Here is a 20,052-nt window from a genome sequence, read left to right as displayed (position 1 = left end):
CGGGAATAGCTCAGTTGGTAGAGCGCAACCTTGCCAAGGTTGAGGTCGACGGTTCGAACCCGTTTTCCCGCTCCAATTTATGATCTACAGACTTCCACTGACGTCTGTAAGTCATTGAAAAGAGGAGCTTCGGCTCCTTTTTTCATTCCAGCGAAAGCCACGGAAGTCCACTGACAGCCACCATTTTTGAGGCCAAAAACAAGGCCAAAGAATGCGGGTCGTGCCGGTTCCGGGTTGTTGCTGGGGTTGGATCGGGATGACAAGCAGCATCGGGCCTAAGTCCAAGACTTAGGAGCTTGATGATGACACTCTCTGATCTGACCGTGCGGCAAGCCAAGGCCGCCGAGAGAACCTACAGCATCCCCGACACCGATGGCCTCGGCCTGGTGGTCGCCCGCACCGGCGGCAAGTCGTGGCATTTGCGCTATTACTGGCTCGGCAAGCAAAAGCGCATCTCCCTGGGGAACTACCCCGAGATCGGTTTGCGCGAAGCGCGCACCTTGCGCGACGAAGCCCGGGCGCTTCTGGCAAAGGGCGTCAACCCCCATACCGATCGGAAACAGAAGCGACACGCGGTCAAGCTTGCGGCCGACTACACCTTCAAGGCCGTCTTCGATGCGTGGGTCGAGCATCGCCGCAAGGAAATCAAGGAGGGCAGGAACAGCACGCTGTCGCAGATCCTGCGGATCTTCAACAAGGACGTGCTGCCTAGCCTCAAGCAGATGTCGATCTACGACATTCGCCGGCCCCAACTCCTGGGCGTCCTGGCGAGGATCGAGGAGCGCAAGGCGTTCACCACTGCCGAGAAGGTCCGCACCTGGCTGGGGCAGTTGTTCCGCTATGCCCTCGTCATCGTGGAGGGGCTGGAAGCCAATCCGGCCTCCGACCTGGACGTGGTGGCCGAACCCAAGCCCCCGGTGAACCACAACCCCTACCTGCATCTTCCGGAGCTCCCCGAGTTCCTGCACAAGCTCAGGCTCTACAACCCTCGTGGTTGGCAGACCCAACTCGGCATCCGGCTGCTGTTCCTGACCGGCGTGCGTACCGGCGAGCTGCGGCTGGCGACCCCGGACCAGTTCGATCTCGACCGTGGCCTGTGGATCATCCCGCCGCAGATCGTCAAGCAACTCCAGGACGAGATGCGCAAGGCCGGCAAGCGCCCGCAGGACGTTCCGCCCTACATCGTGCCGTTGTCCGTGCAGGCCATCGAGATCGTGCGCTACCTGTTGGGTGTGATGAGGCCGGCTCAGGTCCATCTGCTCACGCACCGCAGCGAACTCAAGAAGCGCATCAGCGAGAACACCCTCAACGCGGCCTTGAAACGAATGGGCTACGAGGATCAACTGACCGGTCACGGCATCCGCGGAACCATCTCGACGGCGCTCAACGAGATCGGCTATCCCAAGATTTGGGTGGACGCGCAGCTTTCGCACTCGGACCCGAACAAGGTGAGTTCGGCCTACAACCACGCCAAGTATGTTGAGCCGCGCCGCCGGATGATGCAGGACTGGGCGGATCGTCTCGATCTGCTCGAACAGGGCCAAGTGGAAGCGGCCAGCGCGCACCTCACGATCCATATCGAGGGCGTGCCGGCCATGGCAGAGGAGGACAAGCCCAACACCATCGTCGCTGCTGCTTCTGCGGCATCCGTTCCGCCTGTGGTGGCCGAACCCATCGTCGTGACGCCAAACGACGGGGGAATCACCTTCCAGCGACTGTCGCAGGTACCACCGCCCCCGACGCATGCGCCAGAGCCGGAGGTGTCAGTCATCCAGCGCGAGCGCGAGGAAATGCTGGCCATCTACGAATCGCCGAGCAGTCTGCCGGTCCCGCTGTTCGGCAAGTTGGCCGGGAAGTCCAAGGACCAGATCAACCGCGAGCTGAAGGCGGGCAAGCTGCTGTCTATCAGCTTGGGCAACCGCGGGCAACGCGTGCCCGACTGGCAGCTGGTACCCCTCAAGCACAAGCTGGCACAGGTGCTCATGAACCAGTGCCCGCATGCGGATCCGTGGGACCTGTACCGGATGCTGACCCGCCCACATCCGGACCTGGGTGATCGCGCAGCCATCGACATCGTGACACCAGGAAATTTGGGCATGGTCGTGCGGGTCATCGCGGGCACCCAGCAGCAGCCAAACAGGCCCGGACCTGACTCGTCTGTGCAAGGTATTCCAGAGGAGACTCGCCAGCGCATTCAACGGTTGCTAAATGATGCGGCAATGCTCGAAAGTGCCTGACGCTGGCCGACGGCCAAAGATGGATGCTTTGGCCGTCGGAATTGAGCTACAGGATGCGGGCCTTTGCAGTCCACAGCGCATACGGCGCGGCGCGATGAGGCGTGCGGCCATCCTGAAGGCCACAGACTTCTGAGCGGCTACAACCGGACTGAGTCAGCCCCTACGTCGTCCCAGAATGTAGTGGTCGTATTAGTGAGCGCGCCGCAGTAATTAGCGAGATGTAATGGGGTCGTCATCTCACTGAAATGTCTGAATTCCTAGGATTAAATCTCCTACTGAGGGAGATTTAAAAAATGAAGTTATTCAGACATTACATCATCGCACTAGCAATTATCGCTCCTGCTCCCGCCTTTGCTGACGGCTCGACGGATCGACTGTATGGTGAAACGCTGCAAGCAAATGAAGCTTCCACACGTGCATATGCCTTGAACGCAGGAAAGAATCCTGCCTCCCGTCGTCCATTATCGCTACGGAATGACGCTTGATATCGCTAAGGTCATCGGGCTCACGCCCACCTATGGAAAGTGCGGAATAATTCCGGCGCAGATGTCTTATGTGGAATCGAAAGGAGAAATCAACATACTCGAATATCGCGCTTCGGGGAGCGACTGTCGAAACGAGAACTGACTGTACGAGATGCGATTTACAGTATTCAACTTGCCCTAGCAGGCTGCTGAAGAACCATCTGATGTGCGGAGCGGTAAGGCCGTTATTCCGTTCCGAGTGATTGCAATGGCCACAGATTGGGCATGAAGGTGCCGATTCAGGGCCTTGAGCGCCGGTTTCAACACGATTCCCGCCCTTTTCATGCCCTTATCCCGCCCTGCAGGCACAACTGTCCCAAGGTGCGCATGCGCACCAGGTTGTAGGCGGTCATGTTCAACATGAACATCTGATCCACCTTGGCCAGGCCCCGCACCATCACCTGCCGGATGTTGCCGATCAGCTTGGCCCAGCCAAAGCCCTGCTCGATCAGCTTCCGCTTGGTCTGCGAGATCGCGTAACCGGCGCTCGTGGCGATGGCATCAGGCACCGCCGAGCGGCGGTTGCTGGTGTTCTGCGCAATGTGCGCAGCAACCCCGATCTCCTGCAAAGCCTCGACGAACTCGGCTGCGTCGTAGCCCTTGTCCGCACCCAGCGTCAGCGCACCGTCGGGGTTGGCCTGGCGTGCATCGCCGATCATCGCCTTGGCCGCTTCACGCTCGGCGTAGCCGTCGGCATGAGTCACCCGCGCATTAGCGATCAGGCCGTGCCGGTTGTCTGCCAGCGTGTGGCCCATGTAGCGCAGTTCGCTCGCCGTCTTGCCCTTGCGGTACAACCGTGCATCTGGATCGGTCGTGGAGGCATGCGTGTCGTTGCCCCGTGACTTGCCCCGGAAGTCCGTCCCGTCGCCATCCTCACCGCCGTCCTTGCGCACGAAGCTCTTGTGACCGGCCCAAGCCTGGATCAGCGTCCCGTCCACGCTGAAGTGCTCGCCCGACAGCCAGCCACGGGCGTCGGCCATCGCCACGATCTCGTTGAACAAGGCCACCACCACGTCATGCTCGATCAGCCGTTCGCGGTTCTTGGTGAACACTGTCGGCACCCACACCGCATCGTCCATCGACAGCCCGATGAACCAGCGAAACAGCAGGTTGTACTGCACCTGCTCCATCAGCTGCCGCTCCGATCGGATGCTGTAGAACACCTGCAGCAGCATCGCCCGCGCCAGCTTCTCCGGCGCGATGCTCGGGCGGCCTCCCTTGTAGCTCGGCTCGTACATCCGCTCGAACAGCCCGTCCAGGCGCCGCAGCGCCTCGTTGACCATCTCCCGCACCGGACGCAACGGATGGCTGGCTGGGATGAACTCCTCCAGCCGCTTGACCGTGAATAACTGCTCGCTGAAGACGTCTACACCGCGCATGGCATTGAATGAAGTGACTATCCCAATAGTCTACGGATAGAGAGGTTCTTCAGCAGCCTGCTAACGGGGCGTTGCGCGCTTTGCTTGTCTCCAGGGGAAAGCCCTGCGGGCTATCCCCGCCGCGCGAGCTTGGCGCCCCTCAAAGGCCGCCGAGCCGGCTTCCCGATGCCTGGAGCATGAGCTTGTGCATCGAGCCTTGAAGTCCGGGCGTCCCCGGCCAGGAAACATGGCCGGTCGCGCTGTCGTGCTGCGCATCGAACCCCCTGCGGGGTTTCGCCCCTGTCGGGCTTCCATCATTCCCTCGCGCTGATCGGCTGACGCCTCCGGCCCGGCTTCCAGCTTCGGGCCTGCGCGCTTCGCTTGCCGTGCGGTCGGCGCATGGGGAAGGCCGTTGCCTTGTCCAGCCGTCTCCCCTGACTTCATCACCTTGTCCGCGACTGTAGCCCGCTCCCGTGCGCCGTCAAGGCGCGCAGGGCCGTGTCCTCGCTGCGCTGCGGGCCGCACCAACCCTGCGCTTGCCTCCTTGACGGCCCCCGTCCGCGCGCTCCTGACCGTCGCGGGCGATGAACTCAGGAAAGACGGTGGCAACAGGGCCAACCAGGTTCCTCGTGCCGACCGCACCGAACAGCCGAAAGGCTGGGCTCCGAATCTAGGAATCCGGTGTGCGGTTTTCTTCAACAACCAAGTCAGGAGAAAGACATGCTTGCATCCCGTTTTGCTTCCCATTCCCCGGCGCTGCGTTCCGATTACCCCTTGTCGGATGACCAAATCCGGCGCGTGGCCCCGTCCATCTTTGCGGATGCCCCGCATGAGAGCCGTTCCGAGCGGTACAGCTACATCCCTATGTCGGCGCCGATCCAAATCTGAGCCACCGTGCCGACCGAATATTGAGCCAGGGGTGGGGGCCGGCCTTCAGAGGGCCGGCGGTGGATAAGTGTAGGTCTGTCCTGGCTCTTTGACCTCCTCGATGTTGAGTTGAGCGCGCGGGGGAAGCCGCGCAGGGCGTAGCCCGTAGCGGATTTCCCCGCGCGGCGCCGCTTCAGAAGTCGTCCTGCGGCAGCTCGGACTTGCTGCCCTTGCGGGCCTGCTCGCGCGCCTTGATGCGCTTCTTGGCCTCTGCCGTACTGCGGCTGAAGCGGATCGACTCGTTGCCCGTCTCCACGATGTGGCAGTGGTGCGTGAGCCGGTCCAGCAACGCGGTGGTCATCTTCGCGTCGCCGAACACGCTGGACCACTCCGCGAAGTCCAGGTTGGTCGTGATCATCACGCTGGTGTGTTCATACAGGCGACTGAGCAGGTGGAACAGCAACGCCCCGCCGGCCTGGCTGAACGGCAGGTAGCCCAACTCGTCCAGGATGACGAGGTCCATGCGCAGCAAGCTCAATGCAATGCGCCCGGCCTTGCCTTGCGCCTTCTCCTGCTCCAGTGCATTGACCAGGTCGACCGTCGAGAAGAACCGCACGCGCTTGCCATGCCGGGTGATGCCCGATACGCCGATGGCCGTGGCCAGATGCGTCTTGCCCGTGCCCGGCCCACCCACCAACACGACGTTGTGTGCGTCGTCTGTGAAGTTGGTTGCGGCCAGTGTGCTCACAAGCTTGCGATCTACCGGCGAGACCTCGAAGTCGAAGCCGGCGATGTCGCGATGCACCGGGAACTTCGCGGCGTGCATCTGGTGGCTGACCGAGCGCATGGCGCGATCCGTGCCCTCGGCCTGCAGCAAGTGCTCGATCAACCAGCGCGAGGAGTCCACCCCTGCGTTCGTTCCTTGCTCCACCAGGTCGGCCCAGGCGCCGGCCATGCCATGCAGACGCAACGCCTTGAGTTCAACCGTCACGTCACGCGTCATGGCCGGCCTCCTCGGTGGCGTTGTCGGCACGCAGGCTGTCGTAGCGCGCCGTGTTGGCCAGCGGCGGTGTGCTCACCTTCAGCTGCGTCGCAGCCGTCTGCGGCATCGGCACCGCATTCAGGCGCCCCAGCACGTTGACCACGTGCTCCACGCTCACCTTGCCGGGCGGCCCGGTCTCCAGCGCCAGTTCCACCGCCACCAGCACCGCGTCCAGCCCGGCGCTCAGCACGATGGCCAGCACCTGCGCCATCACGCGGTCGCCGCCCGGGTTGCGCAGCAGCCCACGGCGCAGCCTCTGCAGCGGCTCGGGCATGTCGGCGAACGGCGCGCCATTCCTCAGCGCGCCGGGCTTCCTCTGCAGCAGCGGGATGTAGTGCTGCCAGTCATACCGCGTCTCGCCGGCGTTGCTCAGGCGGTCGTGGCGCGCGACGATGTGGTCGTTGGCCACCACGACGACGCTGCCCGGGTACAGCCTGGTGCTGACCATTTGCCCGAACAGCTCGCACGGCACCGAGTAGCGGTTGCGCGCCACCGATACCAGGCAGGTGCTGGACACGCGCGCGGGCTTCTCGACGTAGCCATCGAACGGCGCCGGCATGGGCATCAGATGCGCCCGCTCGTGTTCGAGCATCTCGGCCACGCTGAACTGCTCGTGCTCGGGGTGGCGCACCTCGTCCCACAACGCCCGGCACCGCTGGCCCAGCCAGGCGTTGAGTTCGCTGAAGCTGCCGAAGCGCTGCTTGGCCGCGTCGATCCAGATGCGCCGGCGGCTGTCCTGCACGTTCTTCTCGACGACGCCCTTCTCCCAGCCGCTGGCGACGTTGCAGAAGTCCGGGTCGTACAGGTAGTGCGCACACATGGTCGCGAAGCGCTCATTGACGATCCGGCCCTTACCCTTCTTGACCTTGTCCACCGCGGTCTTCATGTTGTCGTAGATGCCGCGCCGGGCCACGCCGCCCAGGGCTGCAAAGCTGCGGGTATGGGCATCGAACAACATCTCATGGCCTTGGCTCGGATAGGCCACCAGCCAGAAGGCCCGCGAAGCGCATAGCTTCATGTGCGAGACCTGCATGCGGTAGTAGATCCCGCCCACCACCAGCCCTTCCTCGCTCCAGTCGAACTGGAAGGCTTCGCCGAGCTCGAAGGCCAGCGGCACGAAGGCGTTGGCGCTCGCAGATTGACCTTCGCCCTGGCGCCACGCCCGGATGAAGTCGGTCACCCGCGTGTAGCCACCGTCGTAGCCAGCGCCCCTGATCTCGGCGTACAGCGCCTTGGCCGTGCGACGCTCGCGCTTGGGCCGCCGGGCGTCGGCCTTCAACGCCTGCCTGAGCGCCTCGTGGAACGCAGTGAGCTTGTTCGGCTGCTCCCCGCGCCGGTACTTCGGCGGGCCATCCACCTCGCCGTGCAGCCACTTCGCAACCGTGTTGCGCGACAGCCCCGTCATGCGCGAGATCTCGCGCTCCGATTTGTTCTTCCGGGCATGCAAACGCCGGATCCTGCCAATCATGTCCATGGTGATCACTCCTCGTCCTCTGCTGCACAAAAAAACAGCAGAGTAGGTTGAACACCTGGCTCAATTTTGGGTCGGCACAACCCTCATAAGTGGCTCAGTTTTCGGTCGGCGCCAACAGCCACGACATTGGACGCCGCGCGCTCGCGCCGGTCGGCTGAAGGCAGCACTGGAAAACCGCAACGTCCATGTCGAAGTGCTCAACTACTGCCGCGCCGAACTGCTGGATGAAAACTACTTCCATGCCGTCTTCGAGTCGACCAAAGGCGTCGCCGAGCGCATCCGTTCCATGTCGGGCCTGACCATGGATGGAGCCGAGTTGGTGAACCGGACGTTTTCGACGCAAAACCCGATCCTGGTTCTCGGTTCTCTCGCCACCGAATCTGAGAAGAGCGAGCAAAAAGGCTTCGCCCATCTGCTGGTAGGCCTCTTCGGCGCCGTGCGCAACCCACTCGCCCATGCCCCCAAGACAAACTGGCCGATGTCCGAACAAGATGCCCTGGACATCCTGACACTGGTATCACTCATTCACCGCAAGCTGGATCGCACGCTGAAAGCGAATACCGCGGCGTTGTAGCGGCTCCCCGTGTCTCCAGAGGATGGGGGTACTACTCTTTCGCGGGTGATCGGCCGGCGCCAAGACAGCCATCACGTAAGCCGTCAGTGCAACTGCTCGACAAGCTCTTCCAACTCGACGAGCCCTGCAGCGCGGCATTCCAGATCCTGCGCAATGGCGAGCATGTCGGTGAGCACGCAGGCCACGCGCCATGTCTGATTGAAGCTCTCGCTCATCTCCGCCTCGCTGCAGTACCCAGCGTGAACTGCGGCCCGATCGATGGGCCGAGGCCATCGGCGCAGATCGAGCGCCGGGTGGCTGAAATACGCATCGCCGAAGTCGATGATGCCAGTCAACTGCCCGGTCTGCGGATCGACGAAGACGTGCTCGAGGCCGGGGTTGCTGTGCAAGGCCACCCAGGCGTCTGCGTCCGGCAAGGCGCGCATCGCGAGGCGCGCCAACTGCAACGGGTCGACCGCAAATGGCCAGGGCTGGGCCGCCCGAGCCACGGCTGCGACAGCGTCGTCGAAGAGGCCGCCGAACCGTGTGCGAACGTCGGCCGCCGTGTGGTCGCCGGGGATCAGGCGCGCCTCGAACACGGGTTGCTGAGGGATTGCGTGAATGCGACGCAACATGCGCCCCAGGTCAACCAGCGTACGCCGGCGGAGGTCACCGTCGAGCCTTGCCGAGTGTATCGGCTCGCCGGGCATGCGCGTCATCAAGGTGTACTCGATCCCGGGCTTGGCAACGCCCCCACCGAGGACTCGTGGAACGCATACGCCCTCCAGGCCTGCCAACTGCTCCAAAAGGAAACGCTCCTTGTCCAGGCTCGTTCGCGCGCGCAGCTGTTGTGGTCGCTGAACCTTCAGGATCAGGCCGTTGTCGATGGCATAGGCGCGCGCTTCGCCGCCGCTCTCGTCGACGGCCCTGACGGCCTTCGCGCCCGCCGCATGCAAGCGCACGATCGCGAGCACCGCGTCGGGATCGAGCACCGGGTCGGCCGCGTCGGGTTGTATGTAGAAGTCCTTGCCCATGTCTGTCCTCCAACGTCAACGTTGATGCCAATCCCAGCCTGCCGTCTCCATGGCCAGCAGCGCGGCGAAGCGACCCCGGCACCGAATCAACTCGTCCGGCGCGCCTTGTTCGAGGATGCGACCGTCCTCGATCACGATGATGCGATCGGCCTCCAGCGCCGTTGACAGCCGATGCGCCACGATCAGAACGGCACGGCTCGAGTCGTGCGCGTCGCGGCGAAGAGCGGCGCGGAACGCAGCGTCGCTGGCGTGGTCGATCGCGGCTGTCGCTTCGTCGAGCAGCAGCACGCCAGGCTGGCGCACCAGCGCGCGCGTGAGCGCGAGCAATTGCCGTTGGCCCGCGGACAACGCGGCGCCGGCCTCACCCGCGTCCAGGGGCGTGTCGTAGCCCTGCGGCAGTGCCCGGATGAACGCATGCGCGCCCGTTGCCTTGGCCGCGGCTTCGCAAGCAGTCCGGGTCACGAGGACGTCGCCCATCGTGAGGTTGTCGAGCACGCTGCCGCTGAACAGTTGCAGCGTCTGCGGCACGACGCCCAGGCGCTGACGGCGTTCCTCGTCCGTCATGGCGCGTGGATCCGCGCCCGCCACGTGAATTTCGCCGGACCAGGGCGCATACAGGCCACCGGCGAGGTGCATCAGGCTGCTCTTGCCGGCACCGGTGCGCCCGACCAGCGCGACGTGCTCGCCTGCGCGAACGCTCAAGGAGACGCCTTTCAGCACGAGGCGATCGGCGACGTAGCCGAAGATCACATCCTTCAACTGGATCAACGGCTCCGGTTCGCTCCTTGCCTGTTGCACGGAATGGGCGACCGGTGTTTCCTCGACCGGCAGCGCCAAGACCTGGAACACGCGCTCCGCCCCGGACAGCGCGCTCTGCACGGTCTGCCATTCCTCGCCCAGCGTCGTTATCGGCGCGAAGAAGCGGCGAAACAGCAGCACGAAGGCCGTGAGCGTGCCGATAGAAACACCCCAGCCCGCCAGCGCGCCCTCGGCGCCTGCCCACAGCAGGCCGCAGACGATCAGCGACGCCAGGATGGCCATCAGCGGCGTGTAGATCGTTGAATAGCGTGTGGCCGCGAGATAGGCGTGTTGCGTGGCCTGCAGAGCGCCACGAAAGCGGTGCTCGAAGAACCCCGTTCGTCCGAAAGCACGAATGACCTCCGCGCCACCGAGGGTCTCCACGAGTGCCGTGTTGACGCTTCCCACGGCCTCCCGGCTGGCCCGTTCAGCGGCCAATACCCGCAGCTGGAACCAGCGCGTGAACCACAGCAGGGGCGGCACGGCCAGTCCGCAGAGCAGCGTCAGCGAGGGACTGAGCACGAGCATCGTCACCGTGATCGTGACCAGTCGCACGAGGTCGGCGACAAGGCTCGCGATGCCCGACGAGAACAGGCGGTCGATGGTGTCGATGTCTGCGGTGCAGCGACTGACGGTGTCACCCAACGGGGTCGTGTCGAAGTAGCGCGCAGGCAGCCGTTGCAGATGGCCAAACAGGCGCGCGCGCAGGTCGCGCAACGCCCGTTGGGCTGCGATCGCGGTGCCGTACGCAGACGCGAAGCCCAACGCCTGCTGCCCGGCCACGACCAGCAGGTAGAGCACGCCCAGCAGCATCAGGCCGTCGCCACGGCCCACGGCCAAGTGGGCGTCCACGGCCTGCCGCACGAGGAGCGGCGGCAGCACCTCCAGCGCCGCACCGGCAAGCACGCAGGCTGCGATGGCCACGAGCAGGCGTCTCTGCGGCGCCAGTAGCGAGCCCACCTGGGCGGTCGTGAGTCCTCGGCGTGTTGTCGGTGCCGGCTGTGACTGTGTTGCGGTCATGCGTCCTCCGGCTGTGCCATCGCGACCTGCGCCGCGTAGATCCGTGCATACAGGCCGCCCGCCAGCATCAGCTGTTCATGAGAGCCTCGTTCGACTATGCGTCCTCCATCCAACACGACGACGAGATCCGCCTGCGGGAAGGCCGCCAGCCGGTGCGAGCACAGGACGATGGTGGCCTGTCGCGCGGCCGGCGCCCCGCGGCCGAACTCCGCGCGCAGGCTGGCAATGATCTGAGCCTCCGTCGCGACGTCGACCGCCGAGAACGGATCGTCCAGCACCAGCAGCCGAGGTCCCGCCGCCGCCGCGCGTGCCAGTGCGACGCGCTGCCGCTGACCGCCGGAAATGCGAATGCCGCGCTCGCCGATCTCGGCATCGACGCCGTGCTCGAAGCCCGAAACGTCCTTCGCAAGCGCGGCGATTTCCAGGGCGCTCATCGTGGCGAGGTCGGCCTGCTCACGTCCCATGGTGATGTTCTCGCGCACCGTACCCGAGAACAGGAAGGGCTCCTGCGGCAGGTAACCGATGTCACCGCGATGTCGTGCGGGCGTGTCGCCGTCCAGGGAAACGGTACCGCCGGCGAGCGGGTACAGGCCCAGCAGAGCCTTCGCCAGCGCACTCTTGCCCGAGCCGACCGGCCCGGTCACTGCTACGAACGCGCCTGCCGAAATCTCGAGCGAGACCTGGTTCAGCGCCGTGACGGCGGCGTCGGCGTTGCCGTGAGAGAAGCTCACGTTGTGCAGGGATACGGCGAGCCCGCGTTCAACTCGTGACGCCGGCTCGGTGAGAGTCGAGCGCGGAGTCGTTCCGGCCAGGTAGCCGGCGCGAAACGAAGCGAACCGATGCTCGCCGCGAGCAGGCAGGGCCGCAGCGAGCAAGGGGGCGAGCCGCGCGTAGGCTGCGCCGCCTGCTTGCACCGAGTTCACGAGCTGCGGCACCCGAAATCCGCGCCCGGTGAAGCGCAGAAAAAGGTCCAGATAGGTCACGAACGCCCCCAGCGTCCACGCGCCTGCGATGACTTTTTCGCCGCCTTGCCACAACACCAGCACGATGCCGGCCGCCATCAGCGTGGTGTAGACCGCGGGCAGGCCGGCGCGGGGCCGCGCCACCGCGAGATTGGTGTGCGCCTGTGCATCTGCGAGCCGCTCGATCCGCGTCTGTGCGGCCTGCTTCATCCCCAGTAGCCTCGCGACGCGGATGCCGGACAGTTGCTCCTGCAGTCCCGCGGTCAACGCGCCGTTGGCTTGTCGAGCCGCCGTCGTACGTTGGTGAATAAAGCGTCCGGCGGCCCAGGCCAGCACCATCGCGAAGGGCACGGGAATCAGCGCCTGCAGGGTCAACGACCAGTCCAGCACCAGCATGGCGACGAAGAACGACATCAAGAACAGGAGCGTGTCCCAGGTCTCGACGATCACCTCGCGGATGCCGATGCCCAGCACCTCGACGTCACCGATGACGCGCGCCATGGTGTCGCCAACAGGCGTGGCAGTCAGCTTTGCCATCGGCCAGGCGAGCACCCCGCGCAGCGCATCCGCGCGCAGATTGGCGCGGATGCGCGCGTTGGCCGTCATCAACCACCAGCGCTTGCCCAGTCGAGGCAGTTCTGTGGCGAGGGTTGCCGCGGCGAACAACGCGACGGCCTGCAGCAGCGTCGCGCGCGTCGCCTGGCCATGCGCGAAGTGCGTCGCGGCGTCGATCGCGCGCCCGAGGCACACGGCGGGCAGGACCACGGCCGTGTTCATGACGACGCCTGCCAGGGAGCCGAGGACAAGCTGCCCGGCGGTCTGCCGGTAGTAGGGACGCAGTTTCCAGAGGTAGTGCGCCATGTCAGTCGCCTGCGTGCATGCAATCCTTAGCCATTCGCGCCCCCGTTCACGGCTCTCGTTTGGGCATGGGCCGCACCAGCCCCCGATACACAACGAACTGCGCATCGTCCTTGTACTGCAGCTCCTGTCCGTCGCGCAGGACTTGGTAGCAGATCGGTTCGTCCTTGCTGATTTCCGGCTGCAGCAGGCATAGCTGATTGCCTTTGACGGACCAGCGCGCAGACCGCTGGCGGCCGTTCTCTAACCGTTCGACGCGCCCGTCCGCGAAATACTTGTGCCCCCAATGGTGTTCATCAGTCACGTACTTGCCGCTGATGGCGGCACGGATCTGCGGGCCAGTCAGCGGCACCTCCTTGGCAGTCGCGGCAAGTGCGCAGAACACGGCTCCGGCGGCGGTGAGGCGCGCGAGGTGCCGGGTGGGGCTGCTTGGGAGGCGCTGCGGCACCGAGCTGAAGGTTTTCTTCGTCATTTCGCAGCCTTCTGCGCGTCCAATGCCTTCTTTACCGCCAGGGCCAGATCCACGGCTTTGCCCTTGCCCCAGTAATGCAGAAAGACGTAGCGCGGTTCCTCGTGGGTCATGTGCTGGTGGATTGCCACGATGTTGATGCTCTGGCCACGCATGGTCTTCAGGACCGTCTGCAGTTCGTTTTCATGCATGGCGAAGTCGCCATCAACCACCGCATGCTCATCGTCGCCAGCAAAGGCCGCCCAGGTATTGATGCCCATTTCATTGCCGACGGTGGTTCCATGCATCTTGGCTGTGCGGCCAAGGGTTACTTTCACCATGCCATCCTTGACCTGCGCCTTGCTGCCCAGAATCTCCTCGATGGGTGCAGCAGTCACATGGCTTGGCGATGCGATGTCACCCGCGAAGCTGCTGGCCGGCGTGCCTTGGGCGGCGCGCACCTGCGCGATGCGGTCGTACACCGCCTTCACGCCTGTGGCGAGCTTGCGTGCATCCCCCATGCCGCCGATGTGCATGAAGAAGACCTTGGGTTGGTCGAAGAAGAAGTGGTTGTGCAGCGCAGTCACTTCCAGGCCGTTGTCCAGCGCGGCGCTCATCGCCGGGTTGACTTCATCCTCGAACAGCACCGTATCGCCCATCATCATGGTGGACGAGCCCATTGGCGTGAACGCGGCCCAGGAGGTGAGCCCCATGAACGGTGGCATGGTCCAGCGATCGACATTGATCTTCACGTCGTCGCGTGGCTTGCTGACCTTGAAGACGTTTTCCGCCTGGTTGTAGCTGCCCTTGAGGCCGGTGGCCGTTTCGATGGCAGCGGTGTCGATGGCCTGGGCCATGGCCGGGGCGCCTGTAGTGAGCAGGCCCGCGGCCAGGGCCAGTGTGGAGAGGGTTAGACGCAGCATGGAGTTTCCTTGGTAGTTGGCGGGATGCAGCTCCGGGGGCTGGCCGGAGCGGGTAATCGAGGCAGGTGCCGGTCAATCGAACGGGTATTTCGACGACAGAGGTTCCGGAGTGACCTCGTAGAGGTCTTGGCCGTGGGCGCGCAGCAGATAGGCCTTGCCTTTGCGCAGTACCGTCCAGCATTCGGGCTCTACACCCGTGCTGATGCTTACGCACAATTCCTTGCCCACGATCTTCCAATGCCCCTGGTGCGGCCGCCCCAGTTCAATGGACTTCGTGCGTCCATCGGGAAGGAGGTAAGCGGACCAGTGCGCGCCTTCGGATATGACATTGCCGACGAAGACTGTCTTGATCTGCGCGCCGGTGAGTTCGCTGGGGCCGGGCGCTGCCGATGCCGCCACCAGGCTCAGGGACTGAATGAGTGTGGCGAAGGCAAGACGGGGGATTGCGGACATTTGGTGCATTTTCAGTTGGGCGGATCAGGCTGGCATGACCGGCGGCCAGTTGTGTGTCTCGGCCTGGCATGCGCGGCACCACGCATAGAGGGCGTCGTACATCACCATGCCGTGCTGGAGCATTTCGTGGTCGTCGCTAAAGTTGTGCGACAGCCCGAGCGAGAGCGCATAGAGCCCTGCTGATTGCGGCGTCAGGTCGAGCCGGGAGGTGTCGGCGCCGCGCACGATCTCGGCCAACTGGCGCAGCGCTGGGTCGTCCAGGTGGTACTTCGACAGGAAGGCATCGAAACTGCACAGCTCGCCCACATGGCTTAGTTCGACATTCGGGATGTCGTAGGGGATGGCGCCGGTAGCGTTGGCGGTTTTCAGCACCTCGCTGGCCGGCACATAGAGAAATTCCGCCTGCTGGTCGATGAAGCGCGCAACCAGCCAGGGACAGGCGATGCGGTCGATCTTGGGGCGTTCGCGTGTAATCCACTTCATGGTGCTACTCCTTTGCTTCAAATGTCACGCCAGCAGCGCGACAGGCTTCGATGCCTCCGGCCACGAAGCGTGCGTCGAGGCCATGCGCTCGTAGCGCGAGCGCCACCGACTGGCTGACTTCATGGCCGTGCACGCAATACACAAGGACGGGTTTAGAGGTATCGATTTCACGGCTCCAATTTGCCAACTGCACGGGATCGCGCCGAATGGCCCCGGCGATGCGATCAGGCGCTTGTGCGTAGCCTGCCGTGCGTCGCACGTCGATCAGTTGGAGGTCACCGCCGACTTCCTCTGGTGCGGCCGACCAGGGCAGTGCATCAGCCTCGACGGCGGCAGCGTAGCGCTGCATCACGGCATTCCAGCGGATGTTTTGCATGAAGGCGTCAACATACGCGGCCGCCTTGGCACCGAAATCCATGTGGTAGGCGTGCTCGTACATGTCCAGTGCCAGCAGCGGTGTGGCGCCGGCCAGCAGGTTCGTATGGTCTGCCGCCCAATGGTTGATCAGCCGCGCCTCGCGTGTGGACCATGACAGCAGCGCCCACCCCGAGCCGCCGCCCATGGCCTTGGCCAGTGCGGAGAATTCCGTGCGCCAGCGGTCAACGCTGCCAAAGTCGCGGGCCAAGGCAACTGCCAGGCCGGAGTCCGGCAATGCACCGTCGCCTCCCAGCGTGTCGAAGTACAGCTCGTGGAGCCAAGCGGAATTGGCGGCGATCAGCTCTTCGCGCTTCAGGCCATTGATCATGAAGACCGGAGCGGTCGGCCAATCCAGGTGCGCCAGTTGCTGGCGAATAGCATCCAGGCGCTTGACTGCGCCGGTGTAGTTATTCGCGTGATGGCTGAGGATGAGTTTCTCGGACAGCCCGTTGAGGGCAGCGAGGTTGATGGTAAGGGGGCGTAGTTGTAAATCCATTGGAGTGTTCCTAGAAATGTGGCAAGTCATGGGTTAAGGCGTGGACTCCTCTCGCTTCTATTCAGCTGCGGGTCACCAGCGGGTAGACGACCAGCCCAATCAGTGCCGCGGCAGCGACAACGATCGGCTCCGGCAACTTCTTGAATTTCCAAAGCAAGGCAGCAGTCCCCAGGGCGAGTAGCGCCGTGGGAACGTCCTTGATCGAGCGCACCCCGATAACTACCACGGCTCCGGCCAACGATCCGATGGCGGCTGCCGTCACGCCATCGACGAATGCCACGATTCCCGGTTTCTTTCCATATTTCTTGAAGTACGGGGCTGGCAGGACTGTGAAGAGATAGCACGGCAGGAAGGTTGCCAGCGCCGCAGCAACCGCGCCCCAGAAGTCCGCGACCAGAAAGCCGATGAACCCGGTAGTGACGACGACAGGACCGGGAGTGATCATGGCGACTGCGACAGCGTCAAGGAACTGGTGATCGGTCAACCATCCGTACTCCTTGACCACTCCGCTGTACAGAAACGGGACGATAGCTAGGCCGCTACCAAAAACAAAGCTGCCCGAGTAGAAGAAATACTTGGTGATCTGCCACAGCCTGGTCCAGTCGACGTTGGACAAGCCAAGCAAGGCCAGCAAAGGAATAGCACTGCTGTGCAGCGTGCTGGACGGCTTAATAAATTTCGGCGGCGCGCGCAACAACCACACGAGAATGCCTGCGCCCAGGAACAGCCACAGTTCCTCGGATTGGGTGATGATCGTCACCGCCGCCGCTACTGCAAAGATGGCCCATTGCAGTTTGTCTTTGCCGATGTTCTTGGTAGAGAGCTTCCAGGTGCTGATAGCAATGATCCCAATGACAGCGGAACTCACGCCATAAAACACGGCCTGCATCCAACCCAGGCCGCCGAAATGCGTATAGGCCCAACCCAGTCCGATCACCATCAGAAACGAGGGCAGCACAAAAGCGAGGCCCACCAGGGTGGCCCCTAGGAAGCTGTAGTGAACAAAGCCCAGGTAGATGGCCAACTGCGCGGCTAACGGTCCTGGCGCGAGCTGCGCCAAGGCCAGCCCTTCCTTGTAGTCTGCCTCGGTGAACCATTGGCGCCGTTCCACCAAGTCGCGATCCATGTAGCCGGCCAGGGCTACGGGTCCGCCGAAGCCCAGTGCTCCGAGCCGTAAGAAATAAGCAATCAATTGCCACAGCGTATAGCTGCGAGGCGCCGCACTGCTGATGGCTGCAGCTGAAGTGGTCTCGTTCATGAAGATTCGTTCCTAAAAAAGTGATCTGAGTTAAAGAAGTGATCTGAGGTGGGTCGTCACGTTTTGCGACTACTGGAGAAATGGGCATGGAGCGAATCCAGCACGCCGCCGATGTCGACCAGCAGCGCGTCGTCGTCCGGCCAGCGCTTGCGTGCGCCGGCCAGCACGGCCTCGAAGCCGCTGGCCTCGGGTGTGGTCGCGCCACCCACGTCGAGCGCATGCACCATGGCTCCCAGGCGCGAGAGACCCCGATCGTCCTCCAGGCCGAAGCTCGCCAGCAGTACCTCGAACGTCACCCGCTCGCCCACGTGCGAGAAAGTCGCGCCGTCGAAATCGAAACCCAGCGCATCGGACGGGCAGTCTGCTGCGGTGTTCAGCCACAGGAAGCGCGCGTGAGGGTCGATAAAACGCTGGATCAGCCAGGCACTCGCCACGCGGTCCACCCAGAGATGGCGGCGTGTGGCCCAGACTCGCCCCTGGTACTGCATGCGATCACGCCGAGCAATGCGGCCGGCCATAGGCTGCGGCTCGCCGGGTGACTGCATAGATTCGAGGGCGTTGGCGAAATCGCGCCACTGGGCGTCGGCGCGGATCGACGTCTCGCCGGGAAAGAAGTCGATTTTGCGGATGACCTCATAGGCACGCGCATGCTTGCGCTGTGTACGCTGGAGTTCGGCTGCGCTCAGGGCGGAAAGCGTCTGGCGTGCTTGCGCCAGTTCCTCCAGCCAGGGGGTGTAATCGGCCGTCCGGTCGAACAGCGCCTGAAAGGTGGCCTGCTCAGCCAGGTCAAGGGCTTGTACCTGCAGCAGCCAGGCTTGGCCACCTTCCTGCAGCGCTTCATCGGCCAGCATTTGTAGCTGCGCAGCCTGTTCGGCCTGAGCGGGCAGTAGGTAGGCGCCGTCGCGCAAGGCGGCACAGCCGAGCGCCTTGACGGCGCGCCAAATCCGCATGCGTGCCGTGGCGCTCGCGGAGGGGAGGCTGACGATGAGGGTCAGCCAAGAGTCGGAGGTGAGAGTCATGGCAACAGCTTAAATCCCTTTCACGGTCGTTGCAATGATGTAGCGATCTCTACAAAACAGTAACTACTGGGTTCAGAAGATTTGCACCCCGCCCTGGGGCGTGTCGGCGCGCGGCGCCGTCAGGCTCTCGGGCGTTGCCCCGTGCTTCGTGCCGAATCACGGCCATGCGGCGTCGATCCTTCACGCAACTGCGGCCCTGATCGCAGATCCGGGCCTGCGCGCTGCGCTTGCTAATACCGGCTGTGCCTGGGTGGCGCGGTGTGGCGGCTTGTTGCTTCTCCATCGTGCCACGGCGTTCTCGCCGTGCAAGGGCGGCGCGTGCTCGCACTCTTGCGGCCTGCGGCCGTCGTTGACCCTTGACTGCTTGCGCTGCGCCGTGCCCCGAAAGGGTCGGGCAATTCCGCCCGGCAACCTTTCAGGAGCTCACCATGAACAACGCACTCATCACTGACGAGCAGCGCATCGTGCTGCTGTCGGAATCCAGCCTGCGCTCTGACGACTCGGCGTGATGCCTTCGCGCCCCTAACAGGCTGCTGAAGAACCATCTGATGTGCGGAGCGGTAAGGCCGTTATTCCGTTCCGAGTGATTGCAATGGCCACAGATTGGGCATGAAGGTGCCGATTCAGGGCCTTGAGCGCCGGTTTCAACACGATTCCCGCCCTTTTCATGCCCTTATCCCGCCCTGCAGGCACAACTGTCCCAAGGTGCGCATGCGCACCAGGTTGTAGGCGGTCATGTTCAACATGAACATCTGATCCACCTTGGCCAGGCCCCGCACCATCACCTGCCGGATGTTGCCGATCAGCTTGGCCCAGCCAAAGCCCTGCTCGATCAGCTTCCGCTTGGTCTGCGAGATCGCGTAACCGGCGCTCGTGGCGATGGCATCAGGCACCGCCGAGCGGCGGTTGCTGGTGTTCTGCGCAATGTGCGCAGCAACCCCGATCTCCTGCAAAGCCTCGACGAACTCGGCTGCGTCGTAGCCCTTGTCCGCACCCAGCGTCAGCGCACCGTCGGGGTTGGCCTGGCGTGCATCGCCGATCATCGCCTTGGCCGCTTCACGCTCGGCGTAGCCGTCGGCATGAGTCACCCGCGCATTAGCGATCAGGCCGTGCCGGTTGTCTGCCAGCGTGTGGCCCATGTAGCGCAGTTCGCTCGCCGTCTTGCCCTTGCGGTACAACCGTGCATCTGGATCGGTCGTGGAGGCATGCGTGTCGTTGCCCCGTGACTTGCCCCGGAAGTCCGTCCCGTCGCCATCCTCACCGCCGTCCTTGCGCACGAAGCTCTTGTGACCGGCCCAAGCCTGGATCAGCGTCCCGTCCACGCTGAAGTGCTCGCCCGACAGCCAGCCACGGGCGTCGGCCATCGCCACGATCTCGTTGAACAAGGCCACCACCACGTCATGCTCGATCAGCCGTTCGCGGTTCTTGGTGAACACTGTCGGCACCCACACCGCATCGTCCATCGACAGCCCGATGAACCAGCGAAACAGCAGGTTGTACTGCACCTGCTCCATCAGCTGCCGCTCCGATCGGATGCTGTAGAACACCTGCAGCAGCATCGCCCGCGCCAGCTTCTCCGGCGCGATGCTCGGGCGGCCTCCCTTGTAGCTCGGCTCGTACATCCGCTCGAACAGCCCGTCCAGGCGCCGCAGCGCCTCGTTGACCATCTCCCGCACCGGACGCAACGGATGGCTGGCTGGGATGAACTCCTCCAGCCGCTTGACCGTGAATAACTGCTCGCTGAAGACGTCTACACCGCGCATGGCATTGAATGAAGTGACTATCCCAATAGTCTACGGATAGAGAGGTTCTTCAGCAGCCTGCTAGG

The 20,052-nt window shown here is 63.8% G+C and carries 17 protein-coding genes; 3 read left to right on the top strand and 14 right to left on the bottom strand.

The genetic code is table 11. The annotated features are described in order from the left end of the window. The first annotated feature begins 302 nt into the window (after positions 1–302). Positions 303–2,237: an integrase arm-type DNA-binding domain-containing protein gene (locus ACM14_RS20265; RefSeq protein ID WP_023083474.1), complete on the top strand. Its 1,935-nt coding sequence runs from the start codon at positions 303–305 to the stop codon at positions 2,235–2,237. Between the two features lie 441 nt (positions 2,238–2,678). Then, positions 2,679–2,864 carry a DUF2790 domain-containing protein gene (locus ACM14_RS32760; RefSeq protein WP_367648578.1) on the top strand — a complete coding sequence of 62 codons (186 nt, stop codon included), beginning with the start codon at positions 2,679–2,681 and terminating at the stop codon, positions 2,862–2,864. A 178-nt stretch (positions 2,865–3,042) separates the two neighbouring features. Here the strand turns inward: ACM14_RS32760 and ACM14_RS20260 are convergent, their stop codons facing one another. The 3 genes from ACM14_RS20260 to istA all read right to left on the bottom strand — a co-directional run bounded on the left by ACM14_RS20260 (position 3,043) and on the right by istA (position 7,502). Further along, complete coding sequence (locus tag ACM14_RS20260) at positions 3,043–4,140, bottom strand: IS5 family transposase (protein WP_006226249.1); 1,098 nt, start codon at positions 4,138–4,140, stop codon at positions 3,043–3,045. Between the two features lie 1,039 nt (positions 4,141–5,179). After that, positions 5,180–5,989 carry an IS21-like element helper ATPase IstB gene (gene istB / locus ACM14_RS20255; RefSeq protein WP_005800232.1) on the bottom strand — a complete coding sequence of 270 codons (810 nt, stop codon included), beginning with the start codon at positions 5,987–5,989 and terminating at the stop codon, positions 5,180–5,182. Beyond that, complete coding sequence (gene istA / locus ACM14_RS20250) at positions 5,979–7,502, bottom strand: IS21 family transposase (RefSeq protein WP_005800234.1); 1,524 nt, start codon at positions 7,500–7,502, stop codon at positions 5,979–5,981. Before istA ends, istB begins: the two co-directional genes overlap by 11 nt. Positions 7,503–7,695: 193 nt before the next feature. Between istA and ACM14_RS20245 the strand changes: the two genes are divergently transcribed. Then, positions 7,696–8,076 carry a TIGR02391 family protein gene (locus ACM14_RS20245; RefSeq protein WP_254662102.1) on the top strand — a complete coding sequence of 127 codons (381 nt, stop codon included), beginning with the start codon at positions 7,696–7,698 and terminating at the stop codon, positions 8,074–8,076. Between the two features lie 83 nt (positions 8,077–8,159). Here the strand turns inward: ACM14_RS20245 and ACM14_RS20240 are convergent, their stop codons facing one another. From ACM14_RS20240 to ACM14_RS20190, 11 genes are all read right to left on the bottom strand, one after another. Beyond that, positions 8,160–9,089, bottom strand: coding sequence for a phosphotransferase family protein (locus ACM14_RS20240; protein WP_065347128.1), 930 nt, complete (start codon positions 9,087–9,089; stop codon positions 8,160–8,162). A gap of 15 nt (positions 9,090–9,104) precedes the next feature. Continuing rightward, positions 9,105–10,907, bottom strand: coding sequence for an ABC transporter ATP-binding protein (locus tag ACM14_RS20235; protein ID WP_065347127.1), 1,803 nt, complete (start codon positions 10,905–10,907; stop codon positions 9,105–9,107). Beyond that, a complete protein-coding gene (locus ACM14_RS20230) occupies positions 10,904–12,730 on the bottom strand; it encodes an ABC transporter ATP-binding protein (protein ID WP_065347126.1) in 1,827 nt (608 codons plus the stop codon). Before ACM14_RS20230 ends, ACM14_RS20235 begins: the two co-directional genes overlap by 4 nt. 46 nt (positions 12,731–12,776) lie before the next feature. Next, on the bottom strand, positions 12,777–13,199 hold the full coding sequence (locus tag ACM14_RS20225; protein WP_206120602.1) for a hypothetical protein: 423 nt from the start codon (positions 13,197–13,199) through the stop codon (positions 12,777–12,779). Then, positions 13,196–14,098 carry a DUF1259 domain-containing protein gene (locus ACM14_RS20220; RefSeq protein WP_065347125.1) on the bottom strand — a complete coding sequence of 301 codons (903 nt, stop codon included), beginning with the start codon at positions 14,096–14,098 and terminating at the stop codon, positions 13,196–13,198. The genes ACM14_RS20225 and ACM14_RS20220 overlap by 4 nt, the downstream gene beginning before the upstream one ends. A 72-nt stretch (positions 14,099–14,170) precedes the next feature. After that, positions 14,171–14,551 carry a hypothetical protein gene (locus tag ACM14_RS20215; RefSeq protein WP_013722014.1) on the bottom strand — a complete coding sequence of 127 codons (381 nt, stop codon included), beginning with the start codon at positions 14,549–14,551 and terminating at the stop codon, positions 14,171–14,173. Positions 14,552–14,575: 24 nt separating this feature from the next. Further along, on the bottom strand, positions 14,576–15,034 hold the full coding sequence (locus ACM14_RS20210) for a chromate resistance protein ChrB domain-containing protein (RefSeq protein WP_046987171.1): 459 nt from the start codon (positions 15,032–15,034) through the stop codon (positions 14,576–14,578). A 4-nt stretch (positions 15,035–15,038) separates the two neighbouring features. Beyond that, entirely contained in the window at positions 15,039–15,947 is a 909-nt protein-coding gene (locus ACM14_RS20205; protein WP_005797796.1) for a Fe-Mn family superoxide dismutase, read from the bottom strand. A 61-nt stretch (positions 15,948–16,008) separates the two neighbouring features. Further along, the gene (locus ACM14_RS20200; RefSeq protein ID WP_065347124.1) at positions 16,009–17,205 is read right to left on the bottom strand and encodes a chromate transporter; all 1,197 of its coding nucleotides are present in this window, start codon (positions 17,203–17,205) and stop codon (positions 16,009–16,011) included. A 56-nt stretch (positions 17,206–17,261) separates the two neighbouring features. Then, the gene (locus ACM14_RS20195; protein WP_005797799.1) at positions 17,262–18,224 is read right to left on the bottom strand and encodes a chromate resistance protein ChrB domain-containing protein; all 963 of its coding nucleotides are present in this window, start codon (positions 18,222–18,224) and stop codon (positions 17,262–17,264) included. A 665-nt stretch (positions 18,225–18,889) separates the two neighbouring features. Beyond that, on the bottom strand, positions 18,890–19,987 hold the full coding sequence (locus tag ACM14_RS20190; RefSeq protein ID WP_006226249.1) for an IS5 family transposase: 1,098 nt from the start codon (positions 19,985–19,987) through the stop codon (positions 18,890–18,892). Positions 19,988–20,052: the final 65 nt, after the last annotated feature.

The sequence above is a fragment of the Delftia sp. JD2 genome (assembly GCF_001682645.1).
Lineage (GTDB): Bacteria > Pseudomonadota > Gammaproteobacteria > Burkholderiales > Burkholderiaceae_C > Comamonas > Comamonas acidovorans.
The sequence above is the reverse complement of the archived record's forward strand: the minus strand, read 5'-3'. Positions and strand labels throughout refer to the sequence as shown.

What these genes read in the sequence shown, in the direction of transcription:
- ACM14_RS20220 (WP_065347125.1), bottom strand. Translation starts at nt 14,098, where the DNA reads ATGCTGCGTCTAACCCTCTCCACACTGGCCCTGGCCGCGGGCCTGCTC.
- ACM14_RS20200 (WP_065347124.1), bottom strand. Translation starts at nt 17,205, where the DNA reads ATGAACGAGACCACTTCAGCTGCAGCCATCAGCAGTGCGGCGCCTCGC.
- ACM14_RS20240 (WP_065347128.1), bottom strand. Translation starts at nt 9,089, where the DNA reads ATGGGCAAGGACTTCTACATACAACCCGACGCGGCCGACCCGGTGCTC.
- ACM14_RS20205 (WP_005797796.1), bottom strand. Translation starts at nt 15,947, where the DNA reads ATGGATTTACAACTACGCCCCCTTACCATCAACCTCGCTGCCCTCAAC.
- ACM14_RS20195 (WP_005797799.1), bottom strand. Translation starts at nt 18,224, where the DNA reads ATGACTCTCACCTCCGACTCTTGGCTGACCCTCATCGTCAGCCTCCCC.
- ACM14_RS20230 (WP_065347126.1), bottom strand. Translation starts at nt 12,730, where the DNA reads ATGGCGCACTACCTCTGGAAACTGCGTCCCTACTACCGGCAGACCGCC.
- ACM14_RS20210 (WP_046987171.1), bottom strand. Translation starts at nt 15,034, where the DNA reads ATGAAGTGGATTACACGCGAACGCCCCAAGATCGACCGCATCGCCTGT.
- ACM14_RS20190 (WP_006226249.1), bottom strand. Translation starts at nt 19,987, where the DNA reads ATGCGCGGTGTAGACGTCTTCAGCGAGCAGTTATTCACGGTCAAGCGG.
- istA (WP_005800234.1), bottom strand. Translation starts at nt 7,502, where the DNA reads ATGGACATGATTGGCAGGATCCGGCGTTTGCATGCCCGGAAGAACAAA.
- ACM14_RS20260 (WP_006226249.1), bottom strand. Translation starts at nt 4,140, where the DNA reads ATGCGCGGTGTAGACGTCTTCAGCGAGCAGTTATTCACGGTCAAGCGG.
- ACM14_RS20235 (WP_065347127.1), bottom strand. Translation starts at nt 10,907, where the DNA reads ATGACCGCAACACAGTCACAGCCGGCACCGACAACACGCCGAGGACTC.
- istB (WP_005800232.1), bottom strand. Translation starts at nt 5,989, where the DNA reads ATGACGCGTGACGTGACGGTTGAACTCAAGGCGTTGCGTCTGCATGGC.
- ACM14_RS20265 (WP_023083474.1), top strand. Translation starts at nt 303, where the DNA reads ATGACACTCTCTGATCTGACCGTGCGGCAAGCCAAGGCCGCCGAGAGA.
- ACM14_RS20215 (WP_013722014.1), bottom strand. Translation starts at nt 14,551, where the DNA reads ATGTCCGCAATCCCCCGTCTTGCCTTCGCCACACTCATTCAGTCCCTG.
- ACM14_RS20225 (WP_206120602.1), bottom strand. Translation starts at nt 13,199, where the DNA reads ATGACGAAGAAAACCTTCAGCTCGGTGCCGCAGCGCCTCCCAAGCAGC.